24 protein-coding genes are annotated in these 23,662 nt (G+C 68.9%); 13 read left to right on the plus strand and 11 right to left on the minus strand.

Annotation, left to right across the window (positions count from 1 at the left end):
• The first annotated feature begins 140 nt into the window (after positions 1 to 140).
• Complete coding sequence (locus FZ046_RS06930) at positions 141 to 1,058, plus strand: LysR family transcriptional regulator (RefSeq protein WP_070351954.1); 918 nt, start codon at positions 141 to 143, stop codon at positions 1,056 to 1,058.
• 10 nt (positions 1,059 to 1,068) lie between these two features.
• Here FZ046_RS06930 and FZ046_RS28135 read toward each other — a convergent pair whose 3' ends face one another.
• The 3 genes from FZ046_RS28135 to FZ046_RS06945 all read right to left on the minus strand — a co-directional run bounded on the left by FZ046_RS28135 (position 1,069) and on the right by FZ046_RS06945 (position 3,554).
• Entirely contained in the window at positions 1,069 to 1,947 is an 879-nt protein-coding gene (locus FZ046_RS28135) for a WS/DGAT domain-containing protein (protein WP_170292405.1), read from the minus strand.
• Positions 1,878 to 2,534, minus strand: a complete 657-nt coding sequence (locus FZ046_RS06940) for a wax ester/triacylglycerol synthase domain-containing protein (protein WP_170292406.1) — start codon at positions 2,532 to 2,534, stop codon at positions 1,878 to 1,880. The genes FZ046_RS28135 and FZ046_RS06940 overlap by 70 nt, the downstream gene beginning before the upstream one ends.
• A 78-nt stretch (positions 2,535 to 2,612) precedes the next feature.
• Positions 2,613 to 3,554, minus strand: coding sequence for an SDR family oxidoreductase (locus FZ046_RS06945; RefSeq protein ID WP_083298046.1), 942 nt, complete (start codon positions 3,552 to 3,554; stop codon positions 2,613 to 2,615).
• A gap of 210 nt (positions 3,555 to 3,764) precedes the next feature.
• Here FZ046_RS06945 and FZ046_RS06950 point away from each other — a divergent pair, with 210 nt between their 5' ends.
• Complete coding sequence (locus FZ046_RS06950; protein ID WP_246182917.1) at positions 3,765 to 5,183, plus strand: flavin-containing monooxygenase; 1,419 nt, start codon at positions 3,765 to 3,767, stop codon at positions 5,181 to 5,183.
• 25 nt (positions 5,184 to 5,208) lie between these two features.
• Here FZ046_RS06950 and FZ046_RS06955 read toward each other — a convergent pair whose 3' ends face one another.
• The 3 genes from FZ046_RS06955 to FZ046_RS28140 form a co-directional block, all read right to left on the minus strand.
• A complete protein-coding gene (locus FZ046_RS06955) occupies positions 5,209 to 7,728 on the minus strand; it encodes a S15 peptidase family protein (RefSeq protein WP_070351955.1) in 2,520 nt (839 codons plus the stop codon).
• A 158-nt stretch (positions 7,729 to 7,886) separates the two neighbouring features.
• On the minus strand, positions 7,887 to 8,252 hold the full coding sequence (locus FZ046_RS06960) for a DUF1330 domain-containing protein (RefSeq protein ID WP_070351956.1): 366 nt from the start codon (positions 8,250 to 8,252) through the stop codon (positions 7,887 to 7,889).
• 85 nt (positions 8,253 to 8,337) lie between these two features.
• Positions 8,338 to 9,021 carry a DUF1942 domain-containing protein gene (locus FZ046_RS28140; protein ID WP_070351957.1) on the minus strand — a complete coding sequence of 228 codons (684 nt, stop codon included), beginning with the start codon at positions 9,019 to 9,021 and terminating at the stop codon, positions 8,338 to 8,340.
• A gap of 204 nt (positions 9,022 to 9,225) precedes the next feature.
• Between FZ046_RS28140 and FZ046_RS06970 the strand changes: the two genes are divergently transcribed.
• Positions 9,226 to 9,753, plus strand: coding sequence for a cupin domain-containing protein (locus tag FZ046_RS06970; RefSeq protein ID WP_246182918.1), 528 nt, complete (start codon positions 9,226 to 9,228; stop codon positions 9,751 to 9,753).
• Positions 9,754 to 9,792: 39 nt separating this feature from the next.
• Here the strand turns inward: FZ046_RS06970 and FZ046_RS06975 are convergent, their stop codons facing one another.
• Positions 9,793 to 10,854 carry a GGDEF domain-containing protein gene (locus FZ046_RS06975; RefSeq protein ID WP_070351958.1) on the minus strand — a complete coding sequence of 354 codons (1,062 nt, stop codon included), beginning with the start codon at positions 10,852 to 10,854 and terminating at the stop codon, positions 9,793 to 9,795.
• Positions 10,855 to 11,335: 481 nt separating this feature from the next.
• Here FZ046_RS06975 and FZ046_RS06980 point away from each other — a divergent pair, with 481 nt between their 5' ends.
• Complete coding sequence (locus tag FZ046_RS06980; RefSeq protein WP_070351959.1) at positions 11,336 to 11,803, plus strand: hypothetical protein; 468 nt, start codon at positions 11,336 to 11,338, stop codon at positions 11,801 to 11,803.
• 59 nt (positions 11,804 to 11,862) lie between these two features.
• On the opposite strand, the gene FZ046_RS06985 is transcribed toward FZ046_RS06980, so the two are convergent.
• Positions 11,863 to 12,828, minus strand: a complete 966-nt coding sequence (locus tag FZ046_RS06985; RefSeq protein WP_070351960.1) for a GlxA family transcriptional regulator — start codon at positions 12,826 to 12,828, stop codon at positions 11,863 to 11,865.
• Between the two features lie 112 nt (positions 12,829 to 12,940).
• On the opposite strand from FZ046_RS06985, the gene FZ046_RS06990 reads away from it, so the two are divergent.
• Positions 12,941 to 13,594, plus strand: coding sequence for an HD domain-containing protein (locus FZ046_RS06990; protein ID WP_070351961.1), 654 nt, complete (start codon positions 12,941 to 12,943; stop codon positions 13,592 to 13,594).
• Between the two features lie 78 nt (positions 13,595 to 13,672).
• Here the strand turns inward: FZ046_RS06990 and FZ046_RS06995 are convergent, their stop codons facing one another.
• The 3 genes from FZ046_RS06995 to FZ046_RS07005 form a co-directional block, all read right to left on the minus strand.
• A complete protein-coding gene (locus FZ046_RS06995) occupies positions 13,673 to 15,112 on the minus strand; it encodes a CHASE3 domain-containing protein (RefSeq protein ID WP_070351962.1) in 1,440 nt (479 codons plus the stop codon).
• Between the two features lie 241 nt (positions 15,113 to 15,353).
• The gene (locus tag FZ046_RS27650; protein WP_070351963.1) at positions 15,354 to 16,466 is read right to left on the minus strand and encodes a histidine kinase; all 1,113 of its coding nucleotides are present in this window, start codon (positions 16,464 to 16,466) and stop codon (positions 15,354 to 15,356) included.
• A 13-nt stretch (positions 16,467 to 16,479) separates the two neighbouring features.
• On the minus strand, positions 16,480 to 17,145 hold the full coding sequence (locus FZ046_RS07005) for a response regulator (RefSeq protein WP_328514355.1): 666 nt from the start codon (positions 17,143 to 17,145) through the stop codon (positions 16,480 to 16,482).
• Positions 17,146 to 17,223: 78 nt separating this feature from the next.
• Here FZ046_RS07005 and FZ046_RS07010 point away from each other — a divergent pair, with 78 nt between their 5' ends.
• From FZ046_RS07010 to FZ046_RS07045, 8 genes are all read left to right on the plus strand, one after another.
• The gene (locus FZ046_RS07010; protein ID WP_070351965.1) at positions 17,224 to 17,652 is read left to right on the plus strand and encodes a PPOX class F420-dependent oxidoreductase; all 429 of its coding nucleotides are present in this window, start codon (positions 17,224 to 17,226) and stop codon (positions 17,650 to 17,652) included.
• Between the two features lie 59 nt (positions 17,653 to 17,711).
• On the plus strand, positions 17,712 to 18,173 hold the full coding sequence (locus FZ046_RS07015; RefSeq protein ID WP_070351966.1) for a thiol-disulfide oxidoreductase DCC family protein: 462 nt from the start codon (positions 17,712 to 17,714) through the stop codon (positions 18,171 to 18,173).
• A 74-nt stretch (positions 18,174 to 18,247) separates the two neighbouring features.
• Positions 18,248 to 18,805: a dihydrofolate reductase family protein gene (locus FZ046_RS07020; protein ID WP_070351967.1), complete on the plus strand. Its 558-nt coding sequence runs from the start codon at positions 18,248 to 18,250 to the stop codon at positions 18,803 to 18,805.
• Between the two features lie 161 nt (positions 18,806 to 18,966).
• A complete protein-coding gene (locus FZ046_RS07025; RefSeq protein WP_246182920.1) occupies positions 18,967 to 19,266 on the plus strand; it encodes an STAS domain-containing protein in 300 nt (99 codons plus the stop codon).
• A gap of 85 nt (positions 19,267 to 19,351) precedes the next feature.
• Positions 19,352 to 21,055 carry a metallophosphoesterase gene (locus FZ046_RS07030; protein WP_070352016.1) on the plus strand — a complete coding sequence of 568 codons (1,704 nt, stop codon included), beginning with the start codon at positions 19,352 to 19,354 and terminating at the stop codon, positions 21,053 to 21,055.
• A gap of 150 nt (positions 21,056 to 21,205) precedes the next feature.
• Positions 21,206 to 21,796, plus strand: coding sequence for a TetR/AcrR family transcriptional regulator (locus tag FZ046_RS07035; protein ID WP_070351969.1), 591 nt, complete (start codon positions 21,206 to 21,208; stop codon positions 21,794 to 21,796).
• 101 nt (positions 21,797 to 21,897) lie between these two features.
• On the plus strand, positions 21,898 to 22,728 hold the full coding sequence (locus FZ046_RS07040; RefSeq protein ID WP_070351970.1) for an alpha/beta hydrolase: 831 nt from the start codon (positions 21,898 to 21,900) through the stop codon (positions 22,726 to 22,728).
• Positions 22,725 to 23,645: an NmrA family NAD(P)-binding protein gene (locus FZ046_RS07045; protein ID WP_070351971.1), complete on the plus strand. Its 921-nt coding sequence runs from the start codon at positions 22,725 to 22,727 to the stop codon at positions 23,643 to 23,645. Before FZ046_RS07040 ends, FZ046_RS07045 begins: the two co-directional genes overlap by 4 nt.
• Positions 23,646 to 23,662 lie beyond the last annotated feature (17 nt).

Here is a 23,662-nt window from a genome sequence, read left to right on the forward strand (position 1 = left end):
CGATCCGTGCCCGGTGTCACACGCGTCCATTGATGATTACGTAGATCACAGTAGGAACGGCGTGACTTAACGACAATGTCGAGTTGTTACAGTGCACTCAACTTCTGCTTAACTCATCGGGTTCGAGGTGGTGGTGCGTCATGGACACGAACCGGATGTTCACTCTGCGTGAGGTCGCCGCGCACGGGTCGATCACCGCGGCGGCCGAGGCCCTCGGATACACCACCTCGGCCGTATCGCAGCAGATCGCCAAGCTGGAGAAGGAGGCCGCGCAACCGCTGATCGAGCGCCATGCGCGCGGAGTGGTCCTCACCGAGGCAGGCCGTGCGGTCGTCCGCCACGCCGAACGCATCCTGGTCGAACTGGAGGCAGCCGATGCCGAACTCGCCGAGATCCGAGGCTTGCGTGCAGGGGGACTGGCCATCGGAACCTTCCCGACGGCGGGATCCTCGCTCCTGCCGCTGCTGGTCAAGGAGTTCAAGACCCGGCATCCCGGCGTGGAGTTGACGGTCCTCAGCGGCCGATTCGCACGCCTGATCGACGCGCTCCGCCGGCGGGAGACCGAACTGTCGCTGCTGTGGGACTACGAGTGGAATCGCATCGACGATCCGACGCTGGTCTACCACCACCTCATGAACGATCCGACGATGCTGCTGGTCTCCGAGCGACACCGCCTGGCAGATCGGGAGTCGGTGGGCATCAACGAACTGCGCGACGAAGCCTGGGTGGTCCGCGCCGACGATCATCCCGTGGCCCAGACACTCGAAAAGCTCTGTCAGCAGGGAGGGTTCGCGCCCCGCACCAGTGTCTTCGCCCACGACTACGGCGAGGTGCAGGCCATGGTCGCCGTCGAACTCGGCGTGGCGATCGCGCCGCGGCTGGCGGTGCTGAACCCCCGCCCCGACGTGCGATCGATCAGGCTCTCCTCGCGTCCACCGCAGCGACGGATCCTCATCGCCCACCTCGCGGAACGGCGACTCAGCCCCGCAGCACACGAGGCGATCGCCGTCAGCGCCGCCGCAGCCCGCCGACTCGAGGACGGTTTCGGCGGACGGTAGCGGCGTGCGTTCAGCTCGAACGTGCCGCAGCGGGGGCGTCGAGCAACTCCTCGAGCGCCTGCCGGAGGCCCGGCATCAAGGTCGCGACGTCGGGCATCTGGTCGCGGTCGGCGATGATGCCGACGTCGAGGTGCCCGTCGTAGCTCATGACGGTGACGTTCAGGCCGCAGCCGTCGGTGATCACCGACACCGGGTAGTGCGCCACCAAGCGGGCCCCACCGCAGTACAGCGGAATCTGCGGACCCGGCACGTTGGACACGACGAGGTTCCACGTCGGCCGGCCCACCCGGGACGTCGCGAGGGCGAACGTGGCCCGGGCGGCGCGGCTGAACAGCGCCGGCGGGATGAAGTGGTTGAAGTCGATCAGCAGGTCGGCGGGCAGGGCCTGGTGGCGGTCCTTCATGTCGCGCAGGCTGCGGGCGGTGGCATGGAGGCGTTCCACCGGGTCCTCGATGTCGGTGTGCAGCGGCACGGCAAGCATCAGGACGCGGTTTCCGTACGTGCCGGCCTGTTCTGCGGTGCGCACCGACACCGGGATCTGCGCGACCAGCGGCACGTCGGGCAGCTCGTCGTGGTCGAGCAGCCAGCGCCGGACGGTGCCGGCGGCCAGCGCCACCACCACGTCGTTGACCGTCACGCCGTAGGCGTTCTTGACGGCCTTGACCCGGTCGAGGTCGAGGCGCCCGAACACGAAGCGCCGATTCGGTGAGACACGGCCGTTGAACGAGGTCCGCGGTGCCGGCGGGGCCCCGGCCGGCGGACGCTCGCGCCTGCGCCCGGGGACGCCGGCCATGCGGTTCATCAGTCGACCCACGCGGCTCACGCCCGGAACCGAGGACAGCGTCGTGTCCTCGAGGTTGGGCAGGGCGTTCGGCGCCGCTCGCAACACCCGGGCGGGATAGCGGGGCAGCCCGAGGAGGGCGCGCTGCCAGCGCTCGACTTCACCGGGCGGATCGTTCGCGGGGACCGGTTCGGGCGGTGGAACTCGCGGCCTTCGGGGTCGACGTCCATCAGCAGCCCGGTGATCTCGGCGCCGGAGACGCCGTCGATCACGGCGTGGTGGATCTTGGTGTAGACCGCGACCAGGCCGCCGGCGAGGCCACTGATCACGTACATCTCCCATAGCGGGCGTGACCGGTCGAGGGCACGGCCGTGCAGCCGCGAGACGAGTTCGGACAGCTGCTCGTCGTCGCCCGGCGAGGGCAGTGCCGACTCACGCACGTGGTAGCTCAGGTCGAAGTCGTCGTCGTCGACCCAGTACGGGTAGTCCAGGCGCAGCGGCATCTCGAGCAGCCGCCAGCGCAGCGGCGGCAGGATGTGCAGGCGCTGCTCGAGCAGTGCGGTCATGGTGCCGCAGTCCATGACGCCATCGGGCGCGGTGCGCGGATCGTAGACGGCGAGCGCACCGACGTGGCCGGTGCGCCGGCCGTCCTCGATGGCCAGGAATTGCGTGTCCAGACTGCTCAATTGGCGCATGTGTGATCCCCGCCTCATCTCTCGTGTCGCAGCGGGCTTCCCTGTGCCGCGGCGAATGAAACGGCCGCCCGCCCCCTACTACGCCGACGGCGACGATCGGTGGCGGGTGCCGGCTTCGGCGGCACGGATGGCGTCGCGCACCGAACGGTTGTGCATCAGCACGACGTCCATGACGGCGGTGGTGATGCTGCGCGCGGCGAGCAGTGGCTCCACCCAGCCGGGGGCACTCACCCGGCCCGACCGATCGACGATGCCCTCGAGGACGTCCGCGGCGGCCCGTTCGACGGTCATCGGCCGGGTGATGAAGCCGGGGATGGCGCGGCGGATCGCCGAGGCATGGTCGTCGGCGAAGACCTCTGCGGCGAGGTCGGTGTCGATGAAGCCGAGGTACGCCAAGCCGACCGTCACACCGTGATCCGCGAGTTCGACGCGCAGCGTCCGCGACAGTTGTTCGACGCCGGCCTTGCTGACCGCATACGGCGCGGCGAGCACGCCGTTGAAGAAGGCGTATACCGAGCCGACGAGCATGACGTGTCCGCGCCGCTCGATGAGGGCCGGCAGCGTCGCGCGCACGGTGCGCCATTGACCGAGCAGGTCGACGTCGACGGTCCGTTCGAAGTCCTCGGGGTCGATCGTCGCGATGGTCTCCGACGGCGGCGCGATGCCGGCGTTGGCCACGGTGACGTCGATGCCCCCGAAGTGCGCCACCGCGTCGTCGGCGGCCCGCCGGAGAGCGCCGAGATCCGTGACGTCGGCCTCGAAAGCGGCTGCCTTGGAGCCGAGTTCGTCGGCGAGTTCGCGAAGCGGGCCGAGCCGTCGGCCGACGAGTGCCACGTGTGCGCCGCGCCGGTGTGCCTGGCGGGCGATCTCGGCGCCCAGGCCGCGCGCCGCACCGGTGATGAAGACGACCTTGCCTTCGAGGTCGTCGCCCGCCGGAGGCAGCAGACGCCCGACGAGGGGCAAGTTGCCGAAGAGGCGCGCGGGCACCCGGTGCCACGACGTCGTGACGTCACCACTCATGCCAGGCCTTTCGTCGAAGGGGCCTGTTCCCGTGCGGACCGGGACGGAAACACCGTTCCGCCGGCGGGCGCCGTGCCCGGGTCGCACCGTGGGACGTGTTTCCCTCCCGGGAATCACGCGGCGTGCGACAGTGCAGGGCGTGACGACCGTCGGCATCATCGGCGCGGGCCCGGGTGGCTCGTCGCCGCGCGGTGGCTGGCAGCGCAGGGAATGCAGCCGGTCGTCTTCGAGCAGAGTGCCGCGCTCGGCGGCCAGTGGTCGGCGCTGCCCGGACGCAGCGGTGTCTGGCCGGCCATGCACACGAACACCAGCCGGATCCTCACGGCCTTCGGCGATCTCGAGCATCGCGATGCAGTCGTCTTCCCGTCCGCCGGCGACGTGCACGGCTATCTGAACCGGTACGCGGATGCGTTCGATCTGCGGAAGCTGATCCACTTCAGCACCCGGGTTCGGCTGGTGGACAGGGCGGGAGCCCAGTGGCGGCTGGTTCACGACGGCGGCGTCGACTACGTCGACCGCGTCGTGGTCGCGCCCGGTCGATTTCATCGCGCCGTCATCCCGGAAGTGACCGGGCTCGACGGCTTCACGGGTTCGGCCGGCGTCACGACCACCTACGACTACCGCGGCGCCGAACCGTACCGGGGCAAGCGGATGCTCGTCGCCGGCTGTGCGGTGAGTGCACTCGAGATCGCCGCGGACCTCGCGCACGCCGGTGCGGAACACGTGACGGTGACGCAACGGCGGCAGCGCTACGTCCTGCCGAAGTTCGCGGCGGGCGTGCCATCGGATCACCGGTTCTTCACGCGCTACGCCACGCTGGCCGACGAGTCACTTCCGTCGGCGCAGGTCGAGCGGCAGCTCAAGGAGATCGTGACGGCAGCCGGGGGCAGCCCCGAGCAGTACGGCGCCCCGGCACCCGATCCGTCCTTGGCGGTCGCCGGCGTCACCCTCAGCCAGGACTACCTCCCCCTCGTCGCCGAAGGTCGGATCTCGGTGCGGCCGTGGCTCACGTCGGTCGCGGGGTCTTCGGTCACCTATGCCGACGGACGAACCGAGCACGTCGACGGCATGGTGTTCGGCACCGGGTATCGGCTGGACCTCCCGTTCCTCGGTGACGAGGTGCGATCCGCCGTGGGCCTGGACGACGTTCATCTCGACGTCGACCGGCACACGTTCCACCCCGATCTGCCCGGACTCGCGTTCGTTGGCATGTGGGACCAGTCCGGCGGCTACTTCGTGCCGCTCGAACTACAGGCGCGGTGGATCGCCTACGTCTGGGGCGGACGGCTGCCGCCGCTCGACGCCGAGACGATGCGGGCGTCGGTCGCGGCGTGTCGCGCACGACGCGGGACACCGCAGAAGACGCGGATGAACGTCGCGGCGCTGACGTTCGCTCGCGCGGCGGGCGTCGAACCGCGCCTCGACGAGTGGCCAGACCTCCATCGCGCATTGCTGTTCGGCCCCCTGTCTCCGGCGAGCTTCCGACTCGTCGGCGCCGATGCCCTGCCCGACGCGGCGGCCCGGGTGCGCCGAGATGCCGCGACGTTCGGGGCCATCACGTCGCCGGTCATGACCCGGCGGGAAGTGGATCAGTGGTCGCTGCTGAAGGAGGCGATGGCAGGCCGGTGACGGCGGGGTACCGACGTCCGTCCGCTTACGCCGACACCACTGCCGGGACGCGGCGGTCGAGCGGCACCGCGTCGGCGATCGTCGGGACGGAGACGCCGACGCTCGATACGTCGAGGAACCCGAAGGCACCGAAGTTCTCGTAGTTGACCGTCGACGCGACCAGCTGCAGGGTGAGCGCCTGCCCCGGGTTGAGCGTGTGTGCCACCTGCTCCAGATCGATCGTGACGGTGTGGCTCTGACCGTCGAGGGTGACGGGAATGGGCGTCACCTGGTTGCCGAGCACGGCGCCGGTGGCGTCGTCGACCAGTTGGGCGTAGACGTGCCGGCTCGTGCCGGTCCCCGAGTAGGTCATCGTCAGCGTCGGTGCGCCGACCACGTAGGTGGTCTGCGTCGCGGCCGGCAGGTTCACGTTCAGGGCGTTGAGGGCTCGGGTGCCACCGATCGGCAGCACGAACAGCAGCGGGCCGGAACCGCCCAGGACCGGGAACAGGGGCAGTGTGCCGCCCTGGCTCGCCGCGACGATCGACGCGCTGGGCGCGGCGGGATACGTCGTCGACGAGTAGTACTGACCGCGTTGGTCGACCCACTCGAACTGCGGGCCGGTCGAGACCCCCGTCTGGCCCTTGACGTAACGGGCAAGCCAGGCGAAGGTCGCCTCGGTGATCACCTGACCGTCGGTCGGATCGAACAGGTTGTTGGTGCACACGCCGTGGCCGCCGCAGAACCACAGCACCTTCGTGGGCACGCCGTTGGCGATGAGCGCGAGCGCGTTCTCCTGCGCCTCCTGCAGGGAGAACAGCGTATCCACGGTCCCCTGGATGAGCAGCGTCGGCGCAGTGATGTTGCCCAACAACGCATCCGGCCCGCGATCCGCCAGGAGGTCCTGCTGCTCCTGGGTCAGTTGGCCGGTGATGTCGCCCTGGATCGCGGCCGGGTAGATGGCCGCGTTCGGCCGGGCTCCGGTCAGCAGGAGAGCCGCGGCGAGCAGCGTTCCCCAGCCGCTCTTGAAGGCCTCGCTCTTGTAGAGCGACGAATTCAGGGTGTTCCACGCAATGGTCGGCACGAGGGCGTCGACGCGGTGGTCGATGGCGGCGGTGACGAACTGGATGCCGCCACCGTAGGAGGCGCCCACCATGCCCATCCGGGGGTCGCCCGGGGCGTCGAGCAGCACCTCGGGCTGGGTGGCGACCCAGCTGATGATGGCCGAGGTGTCGCGCGCCTCGAAGTCGGGGGAGTCGACCTCCAGCGTTCCGCCCGAACGGTATTCGCCGCGGGGATCCCACGTCACCACGTTGTAGCCGGCGGCTCGCAGCGGGCCGACCCCGACGGCGCCGAGGTTGTCGGTGAGGATTCCGTCGAGGAAGGTGCCGTCGAGGTTCGTGGCACCGGGCATGCCGAGGCCGGGGCCCTGGAAGACCGTCGGGGCCAGTTGGCCGGACTGCAAGCCCTTCGCCGGCATGAAGTGGACGTAGATCTGCGTGCCGTCGAAGGACGTCAGCATGACGTCGCGCGAGACGGGCGCACCGGGCGCGCCGTACTGCACCGGGTAGCCGACGAACGGGTGGATGATGTCACCGAAGATCGGAATCTGGTGCAGGGCTCCGACGACCGGCGTCACGAAGACGGGCCCGATGAGGGGGATCTGCTGCAGCCACCCGAGCGGCGGCGTCTGGACGACGGCCACGACCGGTGGCGCCGCGGCGACCGCGGCCGCGGCCAGCTGAACCGTCGCGGCATCGTCCGTCGACGAGGTGGTACGTAGCGCGACGGGGCCGGGAACCAACGACTCCTTGCGCGCGGCGGCCGCGATCGTCCACGACACCGGCGAGCCGAGCGGCGCCGCGGGAGGTGCGGCCGGCGGGACGTCCGCGGGCGCCGCCGTCACGGTGTCGACCGGTTTCGGGACGGCTACGGCGGGCTGCTCGGTCACCGTGGGTATGGCGGCCGGTCCGGGATCGACGACGGCGGGCACAGCGCTCGCCACCGGCGCCGGCGCGGGTGCCGTCGCCTGTTCTCCGACAGCGGATGTGGCGGGCTCGGCTGGATCGTCGACGTGGCTGGGGGCGGTTTCCTGGGCGTCGCCCGCAGCGGTCCGTGCAGTCGTGGGCCGCGTCGATTCGGCGGTCGTCGCACTACGCCGCTCCTTGCGGGGCGGCGCCGTGTGGTCGCGTGCGGACGTGGTGGAGTGCGTACCCGTCTGGGCCCCGCCCGTGCCGGTTGCGGTGCCCACGGCAGTGGACGGCGAGGCAACGGATGGCGAGGTGGCGGACGGCGAGGTGGCGGTGCCCGAAATGGCGGACGGCGAGGTGGCGGAGGGTGAACTCGCGGTGCCCGAGGTGGTGGTTCCCGTCGCCGCATCGGTCGTCGAGTCCGACTCCGACGACCCAGACGATGTGCCCGACGCGGCGCTCGTCGAGGACGTCTCGCCGGAGGACCCCGTCGAATCGGCCGCGGCGACAGCACACCCGCCGGACCACACCGCCACACCGATGCCGAGCGCTGCCGCCAGCGCGCCGACCCGTCCCACGTACACCGCGTCCGCCATGCCGATCGGCCCCCATTCACCCCGTCGAGAACGGCTCGGCGCCAGAGGCCGGGCCGTTCCGGACTATAACGTCGCGTCGCCGCCGCACGACCTGGTTCGGTGGCATCGATCGCGGAACGTCCCGGGGGGAACGAGGATTGGTCCGCCCCGGGACGGTCTCAGGACGCCGGAACCGTGGGCTGCAGGACGGCGGTCGACACGGCCTCGGCACGCAGGTGCTCGAACTCCTGGTAGTCCGGGTCGCCGATCATGTCGACGAAGTGCCGACGGCTCGGGTAGCGCACCAACAGCACCATGTCCCAATCGCCGCCGTCCCCGGCGACGAGGGACGGGTGACCAGCACCGCCGTAGACGATCGTGACGCCGTAGCGCTCGCCTACCCCGGAGCTGTCGAAGCGTTCGATGTACTGGCGGTACGTCTCGTCACCGCCGGGTGCGAAACGCAGCAGGTTCAGCATGACTACCGGCCCGTGCGGATCGGCGGCGACGAAACGGTCGAGGTCAGACCGGGAAAATGGGGACATGGTGGCTCCTTCGGGCAACTAGCTTGCTATTCGACAAGCAAGTTACGCGCGGGCACCGACATGCCCGAGGCTCGGGCGAGCGCCGTCAGTCGCCGCCGGTGTCACCGTTGGGGGCGCCGGCTCCGCCGCCCGAGGACAAATTGCCGCCACCGCCCTCGGTACCGCCTTCGCCCGTGTTCCCCGACTCGCCGCCGGACGTGGACGGGCTGACGTCGTTCGGACCGGTCGATCCCTGCACGCCTTGGGAGCCGCCGCCACCGGTCGACCCGCCGCTGGACCCGCCACCGCCGGAGCCGCCGGGCATCGGCGCGCCAACCTGAATCCACGCCAACAGGTCTTCGGCGCCGTTGTTGTAGACGACGCTGTTCGGCGCGTCGCCCACCACGTCGAAGTAGAGCTTGCCCTCCGTGGAGGCGCCCTGGAACAGAGGTGCCGCGCTGAGCGTCGACACCTGCGGTAGGACGCGGTAGTTCGCACCGTTCTCCGCGCGAGCGTTGAAGAACGGCACGACGGGAAGCACCGTGCCTGCGTTCGACCGGGCCATCACCGTCGCCTCCCACAGCTGACCGGCGACCGGGTAAGCCACGGCATCGCCGCTGGGCATGATCTTGCTGACGGTGTAGGCGATCTCCGCGCCGTTGAGATCCCTCAACGGCTCCTCGATGCCCACCACCTGGATGTCAGTCGTCGCCGATGCCGACGGCGCGGCGCCGAAGCCGAACAGCACCGCGGTGGCTGCGAGGGCCACCGCCGTTCTCTTGGTGTCCACGCGGACCTCCCTCATTCGATGGAGTCGCCAGGTACCCGGGTGCCTCGGGGACAAACGCGAGGTCCCGCGGGTCGGATTCACCGGAAGCAGTCAGGTCCATGCCAGTCGACGCGGACCTCGGGCGGGCAGCGTTGGTGGCGCACGGTGACGAAGGTCGATCGGGATCGACGCGTATCCGTCGCCTGCCCGCATCGAAGGAGAAACGTGTTCACTGCTGACGGAACGACCGGCGCCTTGCTCGCCGAGCTGGCGACGACGCCTCCGGGTCCGACGCTCGACTGCTTCGGTGGCTTGATCGAGGTGTTGAGCAAGGCCGACGAATTCTGGGTGCTGCGTGGGACCGTCCCACCCGGATCGGTCGTACCGGCGCACCGCCACCCGGACGCCGAGGACTTCCTCATCCTCGCCGGAACGCAACAGGTACTCGTTTCCGAGGGAGATCAGATGGTGTGGCGCGACGCGCGCGCCGGGGACTACGTGCGCGTCCCCGGCAGGGCGTTGCACGCGCATCGCAACGTCACCGACCGTCCGGCCATCGACCTGATCGTCACGACGGCACGCCTCGGTCGGTTCTTCGAGGAAATAGGGCGTCCCATGACGAAGGACCACCGCCCGCCGACGCCGGAAGAGGTGGCGTTCTTCGCCGCGAAGAGTCGCGAGTACGGCTACGAACTCGCGTCACCGGAGGAGAACGCCGCCTATGGCATCCATCTGCCCTTCGATCTGCCATAGCGCAGTGATCGAGCGGGCGAGGCGGTCCGGCGGGCAGGGTCACTCCTCGGCGACGTGAACGCGGTTGCCGCCGGCCCGTTTCGCTGCGTACATCGCAGTGTCCGCGGCGGCCACGAGTCGGTCGATGGAGGCCGTCCAATCGAAGGAGCCGTCGCGCATGGCCATCGACGCCACGCCGATGCTCGCTCCGACGCCGTCGCACGATACGCGGATTGCCTCGCACAGTTCATCGGCCAGTCGAAGGCCCTGTCGCGGACCGTCCCGGAGGGCTACCAAGAACTCTTCACCACCTGCTCGACACGTAACACCCTGCCGCGGCGTGTGTTCGACGATGGCTTGGGCCGCTCGCCGGAGCACGTCATCACCGGCGGCATGTCCGTGGGTGTCGTTCACGGACTTGAAATCGTCGAGGTCGATCATCAGCACGTGCAGTGTCGGATTCGCCTCGCTCAGAGACGGATTCGACAGGACCATCCGCGTGGCCTGGGCAGCGAACGCGCGTCGGTTCAGTAAACCCGTCAGGGGATCCTGGTCGGACCGCGTCGCATAGTGTCGCAACGCTTTCAAGGCGCCGCGGATGCACACGGGCGCCACGATGGTGAGGAGCCACACGAGCCAGAACGCCGCTATGGCCGTCGCCGCATCGATGGACTCGGCGAGCCGGTAGGTGGCGACGCACGCCGTGGCGACGGCTATCACCACGTTGAAGGCCAGTGTCCGAGTGCTGTGCAGCAGCGCGATGTAACCGCCCGTCACCGCGAGGACCATGCAGGCGAGGGCGGCGACCGCGGCCCGCGGCTCGGTCAGGCTCCACGCGGATACGCACACCGCACCGAGCGTCACGGAGTAGAGCGACTGTCGACGGGTCGGCCACCGCGTCAGCCAAAACCAGGTCATGAACAGGCAGACGACGACGCCGACCGAACCGACGATGACGGACTCGAGCGGCACGCGTCGACGCATCATTGCCGAGAGGGGCACGAGTGCTGCCGAGCCGGTCACGGTGGCCATGGCGAGACGCGCCTTCGCATCCAAGCCGCGACTCCGTAGGAAGATACTCAGCCACTCGAAGTGGTCTTCCTCGCTGAGCCAGGTGTTCACGCGCGACAAGCCGTCCCCACGGCGCGGGCGACGCTGGTAGTTCAAGGCATCCCCCTCATCGACGACGCCAGCCAGAGCCTGTGCCGGGACCCCTTTGTAGCAACGTTTTGGCAATCGGGTTGGCTGAGGATCGATCTTATCGAATGCGGCGCACCGTGGTCATCACGAATTAGCCGTCTGCCTTTGACGTCCGCGCTAGATCGAGGCGCGAGGCGTTTGCCCTGTCATGCGACTTATCTTCGGGCGCGTTGAAAACGGTACCGACGTGAGGGCACGTAGCAGCAGTTGAAGACAACTGAAGACTCTATTGGCCGCCCGTTTCTCCACAGCCCCAGGTGAAACAACTGGGATTGCCAGTAACAACCGTGTCGTCTCGCCGCCCACCGAAAAGCCGTCGAAAGATGTTTGCTGAACGTCTTGTCACACATTCGTAATAGTTCTACGCTCGACCCCGTCAGCGGCTCTCAGCGAAGGGAATCTCATGTCTCGCACTCGTTCCACCCTGCTCCTTGGCGCGTCGTTCATCGGCGCAGCTGCTCTCGCGGTACTGGGCACCGGCACGGCGTCGGCCGACAGCGGCATCAACTTCACGCCTGGCAATGACGGGCTCCTCAACAGCGGGACCGGCAACACCGGCATCCTGAACGGCGGCGTCGGCAACAGCGGCGTCGCGAACAACCTGCTCGGCCCCGGCGTGTTCAACAGCGGCATCGCGAATGGTCTGCTCGGCGGCTCCGGCAACACCGGGGTGGCGAACCTCGGCAACCTGAATCAGGGCATCGCCAACATCGGCAACCTGAACAACGGCGTGGCTGGCATCGGCAACCTCAACACCGGCGCAGTCAACGTCGGCAACGCCAACACCGGGCTCGTCAACATCGGCAACGCCAACGGCGGTGTGGTCACCATCGGAAACGGGCGGACGGGCTTGATCCGCCTCGGCTTCTGAGGCTCGAAGGAGGGTCCTCGGGGCCGCAGGACGCGATCGTCCTGCGGCCCCGAGTGCGCTCAGCCTGCCGTGCGGAACCGGTCGCGGTACGCCTTCGGGGACACGCCGAGGTGGTTGAGGAACACCCGTCGAAAGGTCTCCGGGCTGCGGAATCCGGCGAGGCGGGCGCTCTCACCCACGCTGTGCCCGGCGTCGAGGGCGGCCTTGGCGAGGTCGACGCGGACCAGCTCGACGTAGCGTGCCGGGGTCGTGTCCAGCTGCGCGTGGAAGAGCCGGGTCAACTGCCGTGTGCTGAGGGCTGCGTGCGCGGCGAGCGTCGTCACGCTGTGCGTGGCAGCGGGATCGGCGGCGATCGCGTCGATGACGCGGCGCAACGCCGATTCCGGCGGGGGATCGGATTCGACGAGGACCGAGAACTGCGATTGGCCGCCCGCGCGCTTGAGATAGACCACCAGCGACCTCGCGACCTCCCGCACCAGGTCGCTGCCGTGGTCCCGCTCCACCAGCCCGAGGGCGAGGTCGATACCCGCGGACACCCCGGCCGAGGTGAAGACGTTCCCGTCATCGACGTAGATGGGGTCGGGTTCCACGTGCACCTTGGGAAAGGCGTTGGCCAGCAGTCGGGTATGGCGCCAGTGCGTGGTGACGCGACGGCCGTCCAGGACGCCGGCCTTCGCCAGGATGAACGCCCCGGTGCAGATGGAAGCCAATCGGCGGGTCCGACCGGACAGCGCCTTGACCGCGTCGACGAGCGCCGGATCGATGGGTCGGCCGACCAGGCCATCCCCGCCGGCCACCAGGACGGTGTCGACGTCGGTGATCGCGTCGACGGACGCGGCCACGGCGAAACGCGTGCCCACCGACGTCGAGACGTCGTTGCCGTCGGGCGAAACGAAGCGCAGCCGGTACCGCGCGCCGAATCGATTCGCCTCGGCGAAGACCTCGGCGGGACCGACGGCGTCGAGCAGCTTCACGCCGTCGAACACCACGATGACGACGTCGAGCTCCGCCTCCCGTGTCTGCACCCGTCCATTGTGTCCTGATTCGAGGGAAACATGGCAGATCTGCCACAGCCGCCACGTGACTTAGCGATCGCAGACTGGGGTCGAAGCTCACATCGAACCCAGGAGGACACCGATGACCACGCAACTTCCGCACACCATCGCCGGCATCGCGATCCCGGATACGCCGTTGGTACGGGCGACCACGGACTACATCCGGCAGCGCGAGGACGACCTGCTCTTCGACCACTCCGTGCGCGTGTTCCTCTTCGGTGCGTTGCAGGGACGACGCCGCGGCATCGACGTCGACCTCGAATTGCTGTACGTCGGGGCCATGTTCCACGACCTGGGGCTCACTGAACCGTTCCGCACCGAGTCCCGGTTGCGCTTCGAGGTCGACGGCGCGAATGCCGCGCGCGACTTCCTGCTCGAACGGGGCGTCGGCGCCGCCGACGCCCGCAAGGTGTGGCTCGGCATCGCCCTGCACACGACGCCCGGCGTGCCGGAGTTCCTCGACCCGGAGACGGCACTCGTCACTGCGGGCGTGGAGACCGACGTGCTCGGCATCGGTCGGGGCGACCTGCCACAGGAGGCGCTCGACGCGGTGACCGCCGCCCATCCACGTCCGGACTTCAAGAACCGCATCCTGCACGCCTTCACCGAGGGTGTGAAGGCGCGTCCGGGCAGCACGTTCGGCACCGTGAACGCCGACGTCCTCGCACACTTCGACCCGTCGTACACGAGGGAGGACTTCGTCGAGATCATCCGGTCGAACGGCTGGCCGGAGTGATCGGTATCGGTCGTGGACGCGTCACCGACGAGGACCACCGCATGCAACTCCGCTTCGGCTAAGGCGCGTCTCGCGGCGTCACGCCGACTCGGCGGTGGTCGCCGGGACCTCCCAGTCGAGGACGCGGCCGGGAGCCGAGTCCGTCGGCGGGAGCAGACGTCCGCCGTGGCGGGTGGTAAGCGATCGGATTCGTTCGAGCTTCGCGAGCACGTCGGGGTCGGCCTCACGCCCCACTTCGTGGTCGGGCCCCGCCCCGCCGTCGGTGACCCGAAGGGCCAGTCCCTCGTCGGTGGCGGCCACGCGGACGCTCGCCGAGGTCGCCCGTCGCAAGGAGACGGCGCCGATGGCCTCCCGCAGCACGGTGAGCACCGCCACGTCGACTCCGGGGTCGAGGCGCACCCGCTCGACCGGCCCGACGAACGTCAGGCTCGGTGCGAACCCGAGATGCGGCGCGCTCTCGTCGACCACCTCGATGATCGCGGACCGCAGCCCGTCGTCCCGTGAGGACGCGTGGGCGTCGTCGAGATCGAAGATGATGCGCTGCAGGTCCTCGATGATGTCGTCGGTCGCGGCGATCAGAGGCCGCATGTCCGAGGCTCCGCGCGCAGACGCCGACGTGAGGTCCAGACCCAGTCCGAAGACCCGTCGGATCGTGCGGTCGTGCAGCTTCGCGGCCATGCGCGATTGCTCGGCGCGGCGTTCCGCGTCGACGAGGCGCTTGGCGCTGCTGCGCAGATTGCCGCGCAGCACCTCGACGGCCTCGGCGAGGACGGCGATCTCGCGGGGGCCGCGGGGGAAGATGTGGTGGTCGTAGTTGCCGTCGGCGACCGCGCGGACGTCGCGGACGACGGCGTCGACGGGCCGGGTGAGCGAGCGATGGATCAGCACCGCCGCGGCGGCGATGGCGCCGAGGACCAGGGCGATGGCGGTGTACTGGGCGACGTTGGCGACCCGCTGAGCCGTCCTGACGTCGTAAACGTGTTCGGCGACGATCTCGCCCATCCGCGTGTCCAACGCCGCCAGGTCGGTGCGTAGCGCATCGAAGAGCTGCTTGCCCGACTGCGCCGTCGGAACCGTGGCCGGCGGCGGAAGCGGGCCGGTACGGCGCGCCGCGATCTCCGGTTCGGCGGCCTCCGTCGTCCAGCGCTCGGCGGACGCCGCGACGGCCTCGAGCCGTCGAGCGGCTTCGTCGTCGTTGCTCAGCCGCGAACGCAGCGACGCGAGGAGCGGCGTGGCCGTCGCGCGCCCGGCGTCGTACGGCTGCAGGAACGACGGGTCGCCGGTCAACAGGAATCCGCGCTGACCGGTCTCCTGGTCGACGAGCGCCTTGGTCAACGCCGCGACCTCCGTCCGTGCCGGCATCACCTGATCGTTGAGGTCGGTGAGAGTGCGCGCCACGCTGAGTCGCGCGCCGAGGGAGAAGGCGGTCGGCACCGCGAAGATGGCCACGATCGACCCCACCAACAGCCAGATCGTCCATCGCAGCGACATGCGCGCGACGTCGTCGGATCTCCCCATGGTCGTCCCTCAACACCCGAACGTCACTGGCGACGCCCGGGCCGGTGCATCGCCGATGCCATGAAGGACTTTATGCCCCATCGGCGGGGACTTACGCTGCGGCCACGGGGTGCCGAGCCGTCCTAGGCTCGGTACCAGCGATGGACGTGAGGGGTTGCCTCCAGTTCTTCGTCAGGCGAGACCGAAGGCAACCACGTCGTTCAGCAGCCAGCGCGTTTTCCGTCATCGCCGACTTCCACGCTCACCCGCTCATCGGCACCGACCACCGCACGAGTGTGCGGCCGTCGTCGGCGTCACCGGTGAAGAGTCGTCCCCCCGAGGCCTCCGCCCGTTGACGGAGGTTGTCGAGCCCGCGACCGTCGATGGCCGCGCGGATGCCACTGCCGTCGTCGTACACCGCGATCTCCAACTCGTCGCGCCCCACCGTGACCCGCACGGTCACGTCGGTCGCGCCTCCATGACGCACGGCGTTGCTCACCGTCTCCCGCACGACGGCTTCCGCGTGCTCGGCGAGGTGCGGTGCCACCCTGACGAGCGGTCCCACGTAATCGACCGTGGTGCGTACCCGGGCGCTCGCGAACGACGAGACGGCGTCGTCAATGCGTCGCTGCATGTGCGTGGTGGTGGGCCGATCGGCGTGCAATTCGAAGATAGCCGTGCGGATTTCGTGAATGACCTCCTGGAGGTCGTCGACGTAGGCGGTCAGGTCCTGACCGAGTGCCGGCGGGGCCCGGCCGATCGCCGACTGCAGTCCCAGTCCCACCGCGAAAACGCGCTGGATGACGTGGTCGTGCAGATCCCGGGCGATGCGGTCGCGATCGGTGAGGACGTCGGTGCGCCGTGACTGCGCGGCGTCGCCGAGCGAGCGAGCCCATTCGGCGTGCGCGACGAGTTCGGCGGCGACGGTGAGGTCGTGCTCGTCGAAGGGGGCGGCACGGACCACTAGCATCGCCGCGTCCGTGCCGAACGCGCCCGACAGTGGCACGACGAGGGTGGGTCCGCGCAGCGCTCGACCACTGGAAAACGGGACGTCGGCGTCGCTCACTTTCGTGGGTCGCCTCGTCGCGATCGCGTCGATGAGGGAACGGACGGAATGCACCGGCACGGGCGCCGCCGTCCCGGCGTCGTCGCCTCCGGCGGCGTGGTCCTCGACCGCGAGGTGGTCGATGATCAACGACGGCGGGGTGGTCTCTGACAGCCGACCGACGGCGGCGCCGTCCGCTGCGAACACCTCGAGAGCTGCCGTGCACAGCGACCGCGCCAACGACGCTGCGTCCTCGTGTTCCCCGGCGGCGTCGCGGATGCGCCGCATCGCCTGCAGCAACAGCCGTTCTCGCGTGCCGGCTCCAGTCATGACGGCGGCGACGTCATCGTGCGTCGCCTTCCTCGTGGTGCAGCCGCGACACGTACAGCGCTGCTTGCGTGCGGCGTTGCATGCCGAGCTTCGCGAGGAGGCGCGAGACGTAGTTCTTCACCGTCTTCTCCGCGAGGAACATCCGGGCGGCGATCTGCCGATTGCTCAGGCCTTCGCCCAGCAGGTCTAGCAGTACCCGCTCCTGGTCGGTCAAGCGCGCGAGGGGGTCGGCGCGCTCGACGGATTCCCGGACCCGCGTCATGAGGGCCGCGGTCGCGCGATGGTCGAGCAATGAACGTCCGGCGCCGACGTCCTTGATGGCGCGCGCGAGTTCCATGCCCTTGATGTCCTTGATGACGAAACCGCTGGCGCCGGCGAGCACGGCATCGAGCATGGCCTCATCCGACGTGTAGGAGGTGAGCATCAAGCAGCGCAGCCCCGCGGTGCGCGAGAGCAATTCGCGGCACAACTCGATGCCGTTGCCGTCGGGCAGTCGGACGTCGAGTACGGCGACGTCCGGCCGAACGACGGGGACCTGAGCGAGCGCACGCTCGGCCGTGCCTGCCTCGCCGACGACCTCGAGATCGGCGTCCGAACTCAACAAGTCGATGAGTCCTCGGCGCACCACCTCGTGATCGTCGACCAGGTACACCGTGGTGGCGCCACCGTCTCGAACCACCGCTGAAGTCTTACCGCAGGCGGTTGCCTCGAAACGTCGTGTCGAACGACGCCCGACCGACGGGAGCATGATGGACCCATGGCCACCGACGAACTGACCGACGAGGTCGTCGCCTTCCTCTCCTCGGGGACTCGCACCGGGAAGATCGGCTACGTTGCCGCCGACGGACGGCCGCTGGTGGTGCCCATCTGGTTCGTCGTCGAGAACGGGCAGCTGGTGTTCAACACCGGCGCCGACTCGGCGAAGGCCCGTGCACTGCACCGGGATCCGCGGGTCGTCCTCGTCGTCGACGACGAGCGGCCGCCGTACTCCTTCGTCCAGGTCCAGGGCACCGTCTCCGTCGGAGAGGATCCCGACGACCTCCTGGCGACCGCCACCCGGATCGCCGCGCGCTACATGGGGCCCGAGCGTGCCGAGGAGTTCGGTCGCCGCAACGCGGTGCCCGGCGAAGTCGTCGTGAGGATCGCCCCCACCAAGGTGATCGCCGCGTTCGACGTCGCCGACTGACGCGTCCGACGTCACGTTTCGCCGCATCCCATCCTCCGGGAAGATGGAGGACGACACCGATGTCGGAAGGAGGCGACGTGACCGCCGCTCGAGACGATGCCGACGCTCCGGTACTGCTCTACGACGGTGTCTGCGGGGTGTGCAACGCCGCGGTGCGGACGATCCTGCGCGTCGATCGCCGCGGGACGTTGCGTTTCGCCGCCCTCGACAGCGACATCGCCCGCGGCGTGCTCGCCCGGCACCCGGAACTACGCGACGTCGACTCGGCCGTATTCGTCCGCCACGTCGGGTCGCCCGGAGAGACGGCCGATGCCCACTCGGAGGCTCTGCTCCGCGTCGCCGACTACCTTGGCGGACCGTGGCGGGCCGCGGCGCTGGCTCGCATCGTCCCGCGGGCCCTCCGCGACTGGGCATACACGCGATTCGCCGCCGTCCGCTACCGCATCGGTGGCCGCTACGACACGTGTCCGGTACCGACGCCCGATGTACGCAGCCGGTTTCTCGACGCGACGTACGGTTAGGGACTGCCCGAGCACGTCGGCGGTGATGAGTTCTTCCGTGTTGAGCGGTCCTACCGTCGACACGAGGAGGCTGCATGCGCGACGTCACCTATTCGATGAGCACCTCGCTCGACGGGTTCATCGTCGGGCCGGACGGCGGGTTCGACTTCTCGACGCCCGACGACGAGGTCTTTCAGCTCGCGCTCGACGAGGTGCGCGGCGCTGCCGTGCACCTGCTCGGCCGGCGCCTGTACGAGACGATGCTCTACTGGGAGACCGCCGAGCAGGACCATGAACTCGATGCCGCCGAGCGGGAGTTCGCCGCCGTGTGGAACGCACTGCCCAAGGTTGTGTTCTCGTCGACGCTGACTTCCGTTCGGGGAAGCCACCGCCTGGCGTCGGACGGGTTGGCGGAGGAGATCGAGCGGTTGCGGCCGGGTGACGGCGACATCGCCATCGGCGGGGCGAGTCTCGCGGCCGCCGCGGCCGCCCGCGATCTCATCGACGAGTACCGGATTCGGGTGTACCCGGTGCTGCTGGGCGGCGGCACGCCGTTCTTCGCTCGGGACGCACGCCGCCGCGACCTCGTGCTGGTCGAGAACCGCACCATCGGCCCCGACGTCGACTACGTCCGGTACCGCGTGCGCAGATGAAAACGCCTGCTCGCGTGGGGCGCTGACGGCGTCACCGACCGGTGGCGGGGATTGCACCGTCATCGGACGGGTAGTCTCGAAGTGCAATGATGCAACCGGTCGATCGTTCCAACGGGTCTCCCGGCGTCCGTACCGCGGTTCGTCGTGAGGGCCGGTTGACCGTGTTGAGCGTCGGGGGCGACGTCGATCTGGCCACGGCTACCACCCTGAGTGAGCAGATCCGAACCGTCCTCGGTCATCGGCCGCCCATTCTGGTGCTGGACCTCACCGACGTCGAATTCCTCGCGTCGGCGGGCCTGCAGGTCCTGGTCGACGCCTACCGGACCGCCCCCAGCACCCGCGTCGCCGTCGTCGCCGCGGGCCCTGCGACCCGCCGTCCGATCACAATGACCGAGCTGCATCAACTGCTCGAGCTGTACCCCAGCCTCGACAAGGCCCGGGCGGCCCTGGGCGGGGACTGACTCACAGCTCGCGTTCACGAAGAGTTCGCCGTGACGTGCGGGTCCTCACGACGCGCGGCGCAGGAGGATGCGCGACGATCCCGTCATGCCCTCAGACGTTCCCTCCGCTGCCGGAGACGTTCCCGACACCGGCGTCCCGGCGGCCCTCGCGGCCGGCATGACGATCGCCGAGCGGTACGACTGGCACCGGCAGTACCTGCGGCGCCATCTGGTGTCGCGGCGGCACTTCCTGCTCGGCAGTGCCGCAGTGGCCGCTGCGGGTGCCATCGGTGCCTCGCCGTTCGGGGCGCGTGCCTACGCCGCCGACGCACCGCTCACCGTGGCGAACCGCCGCGTCGGCTACGGCGCCGACGCCGCCAGCCAGCTGCGGTTGTCGGCGCAACTCTCGCGCAACCCACGTGGCAGTGCGATCTTCCTCGACTTCGGTGCCACCCGGGAACTCGGTGCAACGGCGGAGGCGGAGGTGCGCAACCTCGTCACGCAGATCCCGTCGTCGGACGGTGGCGTCCTCGCCGCCGAGCAGTTCTACGTTCACGTCCCCGTCGACGGTCTGCCCGGACGGACGCCGCTGTACTTCCGCTGGCGCACGGCCGACGGTGCGGTGACCGACGTGCGATCGGCGTCGACGGCGCTGCCGGCGACCCGGAGTGGGTTCGGCCCGTTCCGCTTCACGATGATGGGTGATCAGGGCACCGACGACACGCCGACGGCGCCGCCGGGGTTGAGGCCAGGCGACTACGACGACGCGTACTACGCCCCGGACAACGATCCCTCGGCCCCGCACGCCGACAACGTCCTGGGCCAACTGGTCGCCGCGCGACCGGACTTCCACGTCCTCGCCGGGGACATCGCCTACGCCGATCCGTCGGGCATGGGCAAGCCGGGCCGGTTCGTCCCGTCCGGCGGCACACTGCCCAGCGGCTTCGACAAGTTCAATCCATACGTGTGGGACGTCTACTTCGGCGCGATCGAGGCGAGCGCGTCGACCACGCCATGGATGTTCGCGACCGGCAACCACGACATGGAGGCCGCCTACCCGACGCACGGCTACGGCGGGCATCTCGCTCGAATGGACTTCCCCGGCAACGGACCGGCGTCCTGTCCTTCGGTGTACTCCTTCACTTACGGCAACGTCGCCGTGCTGTCGCTGGACGCCAACGACGTCAGCTACGAGATCACCGCCAACACCGGATACTCCGGCGGGGCGCAAACCGGTTGGGTGGGGCGCACTTTGGCGGCCTACCGGGCCGACCCGAACATCGACTTCATCGTCTGCTTCTTCCACCACTGCGCGTACTCCACCACCCAGTCGCACGCCAGTGACGGTGGCGTGCGCGCCGCCTGGTGCGAGCTGTTCGACCGCTATCAGGTGGACCTCGTCCTGCAGGCCCACAATCACGTCTTCGAACGCAGCGACCCGATCCGCGCGGGAAGCCCGACGACCGCCGCGCCGGACAACGCCGTGGTCAACCCGGCAACCGACGGCACCGTGTACTACACGGTCGGCAGTGCGGGCCGCCCGCGCTACGCGTTCCAGCCCGGCGAGCCGGAGAGCTACCGCGGGAACGTCGCGCCCGACACGTTCGTGCCGAACAGCTACGTGTGGACGGCCGACGGGCAGAAGCAGCCGGAAGCCGTGGGTTGGTCACGGGTCCGGTTCCGCAACTACGCATTCCTCCGGATCGACGTGCGGCCGGGAACCTTCGTCAGCGAGATGGACGCGGTCGCCGTCGACGAGTACGGCCGCGAATTCGACACGGTGACCTACCGCAGACAGGTTCGGCTCTGACGTCACCATTGGTTCACTAGTCGCACTGCGAGTAGAGCCGGCGGTACCTCGAACGTGAGGGAGTCGACCACCTCGGCCGTCTCGACGTGGACGGTGTGACTCCAGGCGCCCGAACCAGCACGTGTAAACCGATCGGTGTACCGTGTTGCCATGACGGAGCGCGACCTCCCGGCACCCGCACGCGACATCTCGGCGCTCGGCGTCCGGGAGAGGATCCTGGCGGCCGCAACCGAACTCTTCTATGAGCACGGCATCAACGCCACGGGTGTCGACCGTCTCGTGGACGTCTCATCGGTATCGAAACGGACGCTCTACAAACACTTTTCCGCCAAGGATGCGGTCGTCGAGGAGTACCTGCGATCGATCGAAGACCACCTCGACCACCGGGCCGTACGTGCGGACGATCCACGGGAACGTCTCCTGGGCATCTTCGACCTGCGTCCGCGCGGACGGATTCGGGGCTGCCCCTTCCACAACGCGGCCGTCGAGGCAGCCGATGCGATGCCGGGCGTCCGGACGGTGGTGAGCGACTTCAAGCGCCGATCGATCGTTGGCTTGGAAGAGATGGCGGAGGCGGCCGGTGCCCGTGATCCGGCCCGGTTGGCCCGGCAGCTCGCCGTGGTGTTCGAAGGGGCCATGGCACTGTCGACGTCGCTCGACGATCCGGGGCCCGTCGCCGACGCGCGTGAGATCGCGGCCGCACTGATCGACGCCGCGACGCGTAGCAGCGACCGTGATTGACATCACACCGTTGGGCTGTCGGGAATGCCCCGCTCATCGGCACGACTTCTGCGAAGTGGCGTGCGTAAGGCCAAATTCCAACGAGCAGAACGGATTTCGTAATGTCCAACAGAACACCAGTCGTCTTCGTCCACGGATTGTGGGTGCATGCATCCGCGTGGAGTCCGTGGGCCGCTCTGTTCGAGCGTGAGGGCTTCGATCCCATCGTCGTGGGTTGGCCCGGTGACCGGTCCACGGTGGAGGAGACCCGTCGGGACGGCGACGCCGTCGCGAACCGTGGAGTCGACGACGTCGTCGCTCACTACGCCGACCTCATCGAGACTCTCTCGAAGCCTCCCGTCGTGGTTGGCCATTCCTTCGGCGGACTCGTGGCACAGCGCCTGCTCGACGAGGGGCGCGCTGCAGCTGCCATCGCCATCGACCCAGCGCCCATCCTCGGCGTGACGGCACTCCCGTTGTCCCAAATCCGATCGACACTGCCGGTTCTGCGCAACCGCAGGAATCGCGAGCGCGCAGTGGCTCTCACCGAGCGACAGTTTCGCTACGCCATTGCCAATGCGATCCCTCGCCTCGAAGCGCGCGACCTCTTCGATCGATACGCGATCCCCGCTCCCGGTCGACCGCTCTTCGAGTTGTTCCGCGCCGCAAAGGATCCGCAGACGCCCCTGAAGGTGAACCTGAGCAATCATCGCCGAGGACCATTGCTCATCATCGGTGGCGGTCGTGACCACATCGTCGCCGAACGCGTGACTCGTCAGGCTGCCAGCCTTCATTCGGCGTCGCGCGCCGTCACCGACTACCACGTCTTCCCGGACCGCGGCCACTCGATGATCATGGATTCGGGATGGCGCGACGTCGCTGACCTCGTACTCGAGTGGATGGCACGCCACCCCGTCTCACACGGCCGCCCCGCGCAGGAGGTGGAGGCGTGACCTCGAAGGAACTGTTCCTCGTCACCGGAGCAACCGGCAAGACCGGTTCGCACGTGGTGCGCATGCTGCGCGAACTGGGGTTGCCGGTGCGCGCGATGGTGCATCGCGCGGATGCGCGTTCCGAGACGTTGGCCGAACTCGGCGCCGACGTCGTACAGGGTGATCTTCTCGACCTCGACCGCGTGAGCGCGGCGATGAAGGGTGTGCGTGCCGCCTACTTCTGCTACCCCATCGACCCGGGCGGACTGCTCGATGCGACGACGATCTTCGCTCAGGCCGCGTCCGACGAGCGGATCGACGCCGTGGTCAACATGTCGCAGATCAGTGCACGTCGCGAGGCCGGCAGTCACGCGGCGCGACATCATTGGCTCGGCGAGCGCCTGCTCGATCGGTTCCCCTTCGTGACCACCCACCTACGCCCGACCTTCTTCGCCGAGTGGCTGATCTGGCAGTGGTCGCGTGACAGCACGGGCGGCGTGCTGCGACTGCCCTTCGCCGACGGCCGTCACGCGCCGATCTCGGCCGTCGACCAAGCCCGCGTCATCACGTCGATCCTTCGAGACCCCGTCCCGCATGACCGTGCCATCTACCGACTGGTCGGGCCAGTCGAGAAGGACCATCACCAGATCGCTCGAGAGATCGGCGATGCGTTGGGAGAACCCGTGCGCTACGAATCCGTGGGCATCGACGCATTCGCTGAGGCGCTCCGCGCACAGGGCAACGGAGAATTCCTGATTCAACATCTGACGAACGTTGCGCAGGACTATCGCGACGGTGTGTTCGCGGGAGCGGACGACACGGTCGAAGTGCTGTCAGGTGCACCGGCGGCGACGGTACGGGCCTTCGTCGAGGCGAACCGGCAGGCCTTCGCCGGCGAAGGCCAGGAGCGGGCTTGGCGAACGGTGCTCGATCGCTGAGTGCTGACCGGCGTGGC

It is taken from the genome of Mycolicibacterium grossiae, assembly GCF_008329645.1.
GTDB classification, from domain to species: Bacteria; Actinomycetota; Actinomycetes; order Mycobacteriales; family Mycobacteriaceae; genus Mycobacterium; species Mycobacterium grossiae.

What these genes read in the sequence shown, in the direction of transcription:
- FZ046_RS07040 (WP_070351970.1), top strand. Translation starts at nt 21,898, where the DNA reads ATGTCCAACAGAACACCAGTCGTCTTCGTCCACGGATTGTGGGTGCAT.
- FZ046_RS07020 (WP_070351967.1), top strand. Translation starts at nt 18,248, where the DNA reads ATGCGCGACGTCACCTATTCGATGAGCACCTCGCTCGACGGGTTCATC.
- FZ046_RS07010 (WP_070351965.1), top strand. Translation starts at nt 17,224, where the DNA reads ATGGCCACCGACGAACTGACCGACGAGGTCGTCGCCTTCCTCTCCTCG.
- FZ046_RS06960 (WP_070351956.1), bottom strand. Translation starts at nt 8,252, where the DNA reads ATGTCCCCATTTTCCCGGTCTGACCTCGACCGTTTCGTCGCCGCCGAT.
- FZ046_RS06950 (WP_246182917.1), top strand. Translation starts at nt 3,765, where the DNA reads ATGCAGCCGGTCGTCTTCGAGCAGAGTGCCGCGCTCGGCGGCCAGTGG.
- FZ046_RS06990 (WP_070351961.1), top strand. Translation starts at nt 12,941, where the DNA reads ATGACCACGCAACTTCCGCACACCATCGCCGGCATCGCGATCCCGGAT.
- FZ046_RS06945 (WP_083298046.1), bottom strand. Translation starts at nt 3,554, where the DNA reads ATGAGTGGTGACGTCACGACGTCGTGGCACCGGGTGCCCGCGCGCCTC.
- FZ046_RS06995 (WP_070351962.1), bottom strand. Translation starts at nt 15,112, where the DNA reads ATGGGGAGATCCGACGACGTCGCGCGCATGTCGCTGCGATGGACGATC.
- FZ046_RS07030 (WP_070352016.1), top strand. Translation starts at nt 19,352, where the DNA reads ATGCCCTCAGACGTTCCCTCCGCTGCCGGAGACGTTCCCGACACCGGC.
- FZ046_RS07015 (WP_070351966.1), top strand. Translation starts at nt 17,712, where the DNA reads ATGTCGGAAGGAGGCGACGTGACCGCCGCTCGAGACGATGCCGACGCT.
- FZ046_RS06980 (WP_070351959.1), top strand. Translation starts at nt 11,336, where the DNA reads ATGTCTCGCACTCGTTCCACCCTGCTCCTTGGCGCGTCGTTCATCGGC.
- FZ046_RS06940 (WP_170292406.1), bottom strand. Translation starts at nt 2,534, where the DNA reads ATGCGCCAATTGAGCAGTCTGGACACGCAATTCCTGGCCATCGAGGAC.
- FZ046_RS27650 (WP_070351963.1), bottom strand. Translation starts at nt 16,466, where the DNA reads ATGACTGGAGCCGGCACGCGAGAACGGCTGTTGCTGCAGGCGATGCGG.
- FZ046_RS06955 (WP_070351955.1), bottom strand. Translation starts at nt 7,728, where the DNA reads ATGGCGGACGCGGTGTACGTGGGACGGGTCGGCGCGCTGGCGGCAGCG.
- FZ046_RS07035 (WP_070351969.1), top strand. Translation starts at nt 21,206, where the DNA reads ATGACGGAGCGCGACCTCCCGGCACCCGCACGCGACATCTCGGCGCTC.
- FZ046_RS06930 (WP_070351954.1), top strand. Translation starts at nt 141, where the DNA reads ATGGACACGAACCGGATGTTCACTCTGCGTGAGGTCGCCGCGCACGGG.